The organism is Burkholderia sp. E168m23 (assembly GCF_016586125.1).
Lineage (GTDB): Bacteria > Pseudomonadota > Gammaproteobacteria > Burkholderiales > Burkholderiaceae > Burkholderia > Burkholderia orbicola.
Genome location: NZ_BCPP01001026.1, coordinates 1 through 2412, shown reverse-complemented (window position 1 = coordinate 2412; position 2412 = coordinate 1). Strand labels below are relative to the sequence as shown.

The window sequence follows — 2412 nt, the reverse complement described above, 5'->3', positions numbered from 1 at the left end:
TTTACCCTGGTACCAAGGAGATGCTATGCAACACACGATGGAAAAGGTGGCAGGCGCGACGTTCGTCGCGGTCATGTCGCTGGCGGGGACGGCTCATGCGGATGACGTGAAGATTGGTTACGCAGGGCCGATGACGGGCGCGCAGGCGCACTACGCGTAATAACTTCGTATAGCATACATTATACGAAGTTATACGAGCTCGCCGACGACGCGATCGTCACGCTGCACAGCGGGCTCGCCGAAGGCGAACGGGCGCGCAACTGGCTCGCCGCGCACACGGGCCGCGCGCGAATCGTGCTCGGCACGCGCCTCGCGGTGCTCGCGTCGATGCCGACGCTCGCGCTGATCGTCGTCGACGAGGAGCACGAGCCCGCGTACAAGCAGCAGGAAGGGCTGCGCTATTCGGCCCGCGACCTGGCCGTGTGGCGCGCGAAGCAGCTCGGCATCACCGTCGTGCTCGGCTCGGCCACGCCGTCGCTCGAAAGCTGGTGGCAGGCCGAGCAGGGGCGCTACACGCGGCTCACGCTGTCGCGTCGCGCGGTGGCCGACGCGACGCTGCCGACCGTGCGGCTGATCGATCTCGAAGAGGAACGGCGGCGCGGTCGCGCGTCGATGGGCGGGCTGTCGGGGCCGCTCGTCGCGGCGCTGAAGGCGCGGCTCGAACGCGGCGAACAGAGTCTCGTGTTCCTGAACCGGCGCGGTTACGCGCCCCAGCTCGCGTGCGACGCATGCGGCTGGGTGGCCGGCTGCCCGCGTTGCAGCGCGTACGTCGTGCTGCACAAGCCCGAGCATGCGCTGCGCTGCCATCACTGCGGCTGGGAAGCGCGCATTCCGCGTTCGTGCCCCGAGTGCGGAAACGTCGACATCGCGCCGCTCGGGCGCGGCACGCAGCGCATCGAGGAGGCGCTCGCCGAGGCCGTGCCGGGCGCGCGGATTCTGCGGATCGATGCCGACAGCACGCGCCGCAAGGGCAGCGCACAGGCGCTTTTTTCCGACGTGCACGCGGGCGAAGTCGACATCCTGATCGGCACGCAGATGATCGCGAAAGGGCACGACTTCCAGCGTGTGTCGCTCGTCGGCGTGCTCAATGCCGATACCGCGCTGTTCTCGCACGACTTCCGCGCGAGCGAGAGGCTGTTCGCGCAGCTGATGCAGGTGAGCGGCCGCGCGGGGCGCGCCGGACTGCCGGGCGAGGTGATGGTGCAGACGCGCTACCCGCGTCACGCGCTGTATCACGCGCTCGGGCGGCAGGACTACGTGGGCTTCGCGAATTCGACGCTCGCCGAGCGCCGCGACGCGCACCTGCCGCCGTTCGTCTACCAGGCGCTGCTGCGCGCCGAAGGGCGCACGCTCGACGCGGCGCTCGCGTTCCTGCTGCAGGCCGCGGCCGCGTTGCCCGGGCTGCCGGGCGCCGATCGCGTGACCGTGTACGACGCGGTGCCGATGACGATCGTCAAGGTCGCGAATGTCCACCGTGCGCAGCTGCTGCTCGAAAGCGCGTCGCGGGCGGCGCTGCAGCACGCGCTGCGCGCATGGCAGCCGGAACTGCGCGCGCTGAAGGGCGTGCTGCGGTGGAGCGTCGAGGTCGATCCGCTGGATATCTGAGCGGCGCCGGCGCGGCCGTCGCGCGGCGTTGCGGGATATCCGGCACCCGGGCTGCCGCCGGGTACCCGAACCCTCGTCCGCCGCATTGCCCGACCCGAACACCTGGGCGCCAGTGCCCAATCCCCTCCGTCGCCTACCCGACACCGGCACCGCGCCGCGTCCCACCCCAGTGCAACCCGTTTCCGGCCGCGTCCGCGCAGGCGAAAGGTTGCACACGCGTGTCGAATCGTCTCGATCAGGGAAAACACCGATCCTCGGACCACGGGCAACCCCTAGGTTGCAACCACATAAGTGGCTGATTATATTGACTAACTTATGGGTGCAACCTATCTCTCAATTTGGTTGCACCTTTTTATTGCGTGCCGTAGGATTTCGCGCATCCTCTTACACCACATTGCCGGGCTCGCACCGGCGCACGAACCCACCATGGCAAGCACGACTCTCGGCGTCAAAGTCGACGACCTTCTCCGCTCGCGCCTGAAAGACGCGGCGGCGCGTCTTGAGCGCACTCCCCACTGGCTGATCAAGCAGGCGATCTTCGCGTATCTCGAGCGGATCGAGCACGGCCAGCTGCCGCCCGAGCTGTCGGGCCACAGCGGCGTGACGGAGCTCGCCGATGGTCAGGCCACGGACGGCGACGACGACAACTCGCCGCATCCGTTCCTCGAGTTCGCGCAGAACGTGCAGCCGCAATCGGTGCTGCGCGCGGCGATCACGGCTGCGTACCGCCGTCCGGAGCCGGAGTGCGTGCCGTTCCTGCTCGGCCAGGCGCGCCTGCCCGCGAACCTGCAGGCGGACGTGCAGGCG

General features: G+C 68.8%; 1 protein-coding gene and 2 pseudogenes. All 3 read left to right on the top strand.

Going from position 1 to position 2412, the window contains the following annotated elements:
• Window positions 1-25 precede the first annotated feature (25 nt).
• Window positions 26-154 (top strand): annotated as a pseudogene (locus JMF90_RS33505) (branched-chain amino acid ABC transporter substrate-binding protein); the annotation flags it as partial.
• Between the two features lie 44 nt (window positions 155-198).
• A pseudogene (locus JMF90_RS33500) lies at window positions 199-1605 on the top strand (primosomal protein N'); the annotation flags it as partial.
• Between the two features lie 426 nt (window positions 1606-2031).
• Window positions 2032-2412, top strand: a 381-nt coding sequence (locus tag JMF90_RS33495) for a hypothetical protein (protein WP_201326033.1), incomplete at its 3' end; no start/stop codon positions are given.